The organism is Priestia sp. P5_B4, assembly GCF_056400385.1.
On the sequence record NZ_JBFULJ010000231.1, the window covers coordinates 1 to 5,242 of the forward strand.

At 36.9% G+C, this 5,242-nt stretch carries 5 protein-coding genes; all 5 read left to right on the forward strand.

The genetic code is table 11. The features are described from left to right. Nucleotides 1-671: 671 nt before the first annotated feature. The 5 genes from AC1DRF_RS16150 (at nt 672) to AC1DRF_RS16170 (ending at nt 4,844) form a co-directional block, all read left to right on the forward strand. Nucleotides 672-1,130 (forward strand): nuclear transport factor 2 family protein, encoded by a 459-nt coding sequence (locus tag AC1DRF_RS16150; RefSeq protein ID WP_477741138.1) that lies wholly within the window; start codon nt 672-674, stop codon nt 1,128-1,130. Nucleotides 1,131-1,203: 73 nt separating this feature from the next. Further along, nucleotides 1,204-1,968 (forward strand): SDR family NAD(P)-dependent oxidoreductase, encoded by a 765-nt coding sequence (locus AC1DRF_RS16155; protein WP_477741139.1) that lies wholly within the window; start codon nt 1,204-1,206, stop codon nt 1,966-1,968. Nucleotides 1,969-2,045: 77 nt separating this feature from the next. After that, complete coding sequence (locus tag AC1DRF_RS16160) at nt 2,046-2,705, forward strand: SDR family oxidoreductase (RefSeq protein WP_477741140.1); 660 nt, start codon at nt 2,046-2,048, stop codon at nt 2,703-2,705. A gap of 68 nt (nt 2,706-2,773) precedes the next feature. Continuing rightward, the gene (locus AC1DRF_RS16165) at nt 2,774-3,622 is read left to right on the forward strand and encodes an aldo/keto reductase (RefSeq protein WP_477741141.1); all 849 of its coding nucleotides are present in this window, start codon (nt 2,774-2,776) and stop codon (nt 3,620-3,622) included. A 265-nt stretch (nt 3,623-3,887) separates the two neighbouring features. Continuing rightward, on the forward strand, nt 3,888-4,844 hold the full coding sequence (locus AC1DRF_RS16170; RefSeq protein WP_477741142.1) for an alpha/beta hydrolase: 957 nt from the start codon (nt 3,888-3,890) through the stop codon (nt 4,842-4,844). Nucleotides 4,845-5,242 lie beyond the last annotated feature (398 nt).

Here is a 5,242-nt window from a genome sequence, read left to right on the forward strand (position 1 = left end):
GGTTAGTAGTATTAATTTGATCAAACTTTCTTTTAAAGCAACAAAAGGATATGAAATCAGTATCGGTACGAACCTCCAAAAAAATATAAAATAATCACTTGACTTAGAGTTAACTATAACCTGTAACATGGTTTTGCAAGAGAAAAAGTCAGGATAAAAATGAACGAAAGGAAATTGTAAACTCCGTGATTCATTTCTACCCGATACAAGCGCATTCTCTTGAAAAATATAAATGAAAGGAGGTTAAGTGAAGTTATTTTTCTGAAAAGGTTGATATTTCAAACAAGAATTATGAATTATTAAATAGAAAGATTAACAACAATGAAGAACTAATGCTCCCTTATGAAGGGAAATTTCTTGCCCGCGAAGATAGTAGTTCAAATAAAAATAAGAATTAAGAAAGAAAAAAATTAATTAAATAGGCAGATGACATCACGATAGCATTTAAATATGAGGATAACGGCTCTATCCCTAACCATCCGTTATATCCATTGTTATATAAAAACATTGTGACTTCCGAGGACGAACCAAAAGATGTTTTAGTAAAAAACAACTGGCTTGGTGAATGGCGCGGGGATGTTTTTTATCACTGTCACCGTATCTTGCACGAGATCCTCTTAGCAGCAAACATATCGGCATGTCTTCATCTGGCATTGGACTGGGAGGCTATTATGCAACAACATGAAATGGAAAAAGAAATTCAAAAACTTGTAGACATTGAAGCAATTAAACAGCTTAAATACACTTACGCCGAGATTTGTGACGATAATCATAATCCAAATAGAATCTGCTCGGTTTTTACAGAAAATGCTATTTGGGATGGTGGCGAACAATTCGGAAAATTTAGTGGACACGACCAGATCCGCGAGGCGTTTGCTGATTTCTCTAAATCAATAGACTTATCACGTCATCATATGACAAATCCGATTATTACAGTGGATGGAGATAAGGCAACAGGACAATGGTATACGTTCGGAGTATTTCGGAAAAACAGCAAGGATTCTATTCTGGCAGGTTCATATATTGATGAATATATCAAAGTTGATGGAAAGTGGCTGATTAAGAAATTGATCCCTCTCATCAATTTTGATGTATCTTTGGATGAAGGAAGAAAAAGAACTGAAATTTAAATCGTGTAGTTCATTCCAAACGTAACTACGTATGGATTTTAAATTAAATCGAAAAGGTTTAGGAGGAAAAGTTATGAGTAATCTTTTTGACGGGCAAGTTGCTTTAGTTACTGGCGCAGGAAAAGGCATAGGTTTGGCAAGCGCAAAAGCATTTGCACAGGCTGGTGCTTCTGTGGTGTTGGTGGATATCAACGAGAAAACCATAAAAGAAGAAGCGGAAAAATTGGTGCAGGAAGGTTTTAAAGCAATAGCCATCCAATGTGACGTGAGCAAGGAAGATCAGGTTAAATCCATGGTGGAGAAGACGGTGGAAGCTTTTGGAAGATTGGACGCTGCATATAACAATTCCGGCGTCATCAACAACACAGAAATAGACACTGCTGATTTTACTATAGAGGAATACGACCACATCATGAATACTAATCTTCGAGGAGTATGGCTATGCATGAAGTATGAATTGCAGCAAATGCAAAAACAGGGTAACGGGACAATTGTAAATTGTTCTTCAATTGCTGGACTAGGAGGAGCTGCTGGTCGTGCAATATACAGTGCAACAAAGCATGGTGTCCTTGGGATAACCAAGAGTGCTGCTATTGAGTACGCGCCAAGAGGAATACGAATTAACGCGGTCTGTCCTGGTACGATTGAGACACCTATGGTTGAACAAATGGTTGATCTAGGGGATTTTTCAAGAGAAAAGGGTCTAGAAAACGCTCCAATTGGTCGTCTAGGTCAGAGTGCTGAAATTGCCGAGGCGGTCATTTGGCTCTGTAGTCCAGCAGCAAGTTATATTGTTGGACAGTCTATTGCTGTGGATGGCGGCGTTACCATGAAATAAAGTAGTATTTCTTATCAATCATGGATATATCTGATCCAATCGGGTCAGATATCCACTATTTACAGGAGGTTAAAATCATGAACGTACTTATTATAGGAGCAAATGGACAAATTGGCCAACGTCTTGTGAGAAAGCTACAAGAATCAAGTCAGCATAACCCCATTGCCATGATTCGCAAGGAAGAGCAATTGGAAAAATTCGAGGTACACGGAGTCAAAACAGTACTCGTTGATCTGGAAGGAAGCATTGATGATATTGTCAATGTAGCGAAAGATGCGGACGCAGTTGTATTTACAGCTGGTTCCGGCGGTCATACAGGTGCTGATAAAACAATGTTGATTGATTTAGACGGGGCTATTAAGTCAATGGAAGCAGCCAAACAAGCTGGAGTAAAACGTTTCATTATGGTTAGTGGAATTGGTGTTCACAGATGGCATGCTAACAATCATTTGGAATGGATGGACAGTTCACCGGTCTATAGTGCAGCAAAGTATTATGCAGATGTTTGGTTAGAGAGAAGTGGTCTTGATTACACGATTATCCGTCCAGGAGATCTGACCAATGATTCTGAGACTGGAAAGGTAAAAGTGGCGGATGACCTTGAACATAAGCAAATTTCCCGTGAAGATGTTGCTTCAGTCATAATTGCCTCTCTTGAGAATGACCAAACAATTGGTAAAGCCTTTGATATGATCAATGGAGAAACACCAATTGTAGAGGCACTAAGAACCCTTTAAAATACTTTTCTATTAAGGAAATCAAGTATTTATCCTATAACAATTGAAATATGAAGGAGTTGATAGAAGTGAGAAAAGTGAAAATAGCTGAGAGAGAAGTTTTTCCAATCGGTTTAGGTACTTGGAATATGGGAGATAACAGGGAAAAGTATACGCAGGAATTAAATGCTTTGAAAACGGGATTAGACGCGGGTATACAAGTCATTGATACAGCAGAAATGTACGGTGACGGGAATTCTGAAAGTTTAGTAGGTCATGCCATTAAACCTTTTGAACGAGAAAAACTATACCTAGTCTCAAAAGTTCTTCCTAATAACGCTTCGAAAAAACAATTACCCATAAGTTTAGATAACTCCTTAAAACGGTTGAAAACAGACTATTTAGATCTTTATCTACTTCATTGGCAAGGTGGTATTCCAATTGAAGAAACAATAGAAGCAATGGAAAAAGCTAAAATGCAAGGTAAAATCAAATCCTGGGGAGTTTCAAATTTTGATGTAACTAATATGACGAAATTATTAAAACAGCCCAACGGTCATCACTGTGTCACGAATCAAGTACGTTATAACTTAGGAGATCGAGGAATTGATTTCGATTTAGTTCCTATGATGAAAGAACATAACATGCCATTAATGGCATATGCTCCTGTAGCAAGAGGAGATCGCTTAGGTTCTGATTTAACAAAACAAAAAGTATTACTGGATATTTCGCAGAAGTATAGCACAGATGTTTTTCAAATTTTATTGGCATGGTGTATTCGTAATGGACAAACCATCGCTATTCCACAATCTAGTAATATTAAACACGTTATAAATAATGTGAAATCTGCAAACATCCAGCTCACAGAAGAGGATCTAGTAAAAATAGATTCTGTCTATCCAGAACCAAGAGTTAGTGAGCCACTAGCTTTGTGGTAAGTAACCGTAAATTATAAAGGGTATTTGTGTACAGTACTCAATTGGAGATAAGTATAAACTCCCTTAAATTATATAGTTTGGGGTTGCTCAAATTGATTAAAACAAAAGCAGCAGACGGTTCAAATCAATCATTTCGAGTAACTGAAATTAAAAGACGATTGTAACATATCCACTTTACAATTTAATTGTGGTGATTTTATGAAAATTAAACTACTTAGAATACACTTCACTTATTTGAAAACGATTATAAATAGGGGATGTTAAAATGAAGAACCGAGTAAATTCAGAGTTATTACCAGGATTAAAAGTGTTTCCAGACCTCGATTTACGCCCGGAGAACTTGCAAGCAAGCAGAGAAGAAATATTACAAATGAGACCACCTACCGTTGTTGATGAATTCCTTTCATTAAAAGATGAAGTCATTGTAGGACCTGATGCTAATCCATTACCATTGAGAATTTATCGTCCAAAATCAATTAATGAACCCTTACCTGTCCTGTTATGGATACATGGTGGCGGTTATATCTTAGGATCTATAGATGATGATGATAATACTTGTATGAGATTTGTAAAAGAGGCCAACTGTGTGGTCGTTTCTGTAGACTACCGTTTAGCTCCTGAACATCCTTATCCAGCATCAATTGAGGATTGTTATTCAGCATTAAAATGGATTGCTGATAATGCAGAGCCCTTAAACATTGATTCGAATCGAATTGGCGTTGCAGGAGCGAGCGCTGGCGGTGGACTAACAGCAGCATTGACATTATTAGCCCGCGATCGACAATACCCTTCTATTTGTTTCCAAATGCCACTATATCCAATGATTGATGACCGAAATAATACACCTTCTACGAATGAAATTAAAGAAGGATTGGTTTGGAATCAAAAGACAAATGAAGCTGGCTGGAAAATGTATTTAGGAGAAATATATGGAACAGATAATATTCCTCCATATGCAGTCCCTGCTCGAGCAGATGATTATCGTAATTTGCCATACACATATACTTGTGTCGGTCAATTAGATCCATTCCGCAGTGAAACATTAACCTATGTAACTAAACTTGCGCAAGCCGGTGTTGATGTTGAATTTCATTTATATCCTGGGGCCTATCACTGGTTCGAACAGTTAAATCCAAATGTCAATGTATCTATTTACGCTGTGAATGAAATTATACAAGCAGTAAAGACTGGTTTCGAAAGAGTAGCTAAGGTAGATGCTTAATATCCTTACAAAAGAAACACTAACAAATAGTGCACATTTGTTAGTGTTTTTACCTTTTAAACGTGTATCAATTTGTTTTTAAGATACTTCCAAAATTATATTCGTTTAAGTATACATTTTTAGTTAACATAATGTCTCTTTCCGGAAGACACATCAAAAAAGAACCCTTGTCGCAGAACGGTTCCGCCGAGGGTTCTTTTTCCGGAGTATGCAGCTTTTTATACATCGTTGATATGACTACGTTCTTTGGGTAGTTGAAAGAAACGAGAATGTATAAAAAGAGCTCCTTTTATACATATGCTTTTTTCGGAAAAATATAAATAAATTGGAAAATTATGATATAATTTAATGGTTATGGCATTCATTCTTCAACGAGTGTGAATCCTAAAAAGCAACCT

Bases quoted from the DNA above. Each gene is read 5' to 3' on its own strand.
- AC1DRF_RS16170 (WP_477741142.1), top strand. From the start codon at position 3,888: ATGAAGAACCGAGTAAATTCAGAGTTATTACCAGGATTAAAAGTGTTT.
- AC1DRF_RS16160 (WP_477741140.1), top strand. From the start codon at position 2,046: ATGAACGTACTTATTATAGGAGCAAATGGACAAATTGGCCAACGTCTT.
- AC1DRF_RS16150 (WP_477741138.1), top strand. From the start codon at position 672: ATGCAACAACATGAAATGGAAAAAGAAATTCAAAAACTTGTAGACATT.
- AC1DRF_RS16155 (WP_477741139.1), top strand. From the start codon at position 1,204: ATGAGTAATCTTTTTGACGGGCAAGTTGCTTTAGTTACTGGCGCAGGA.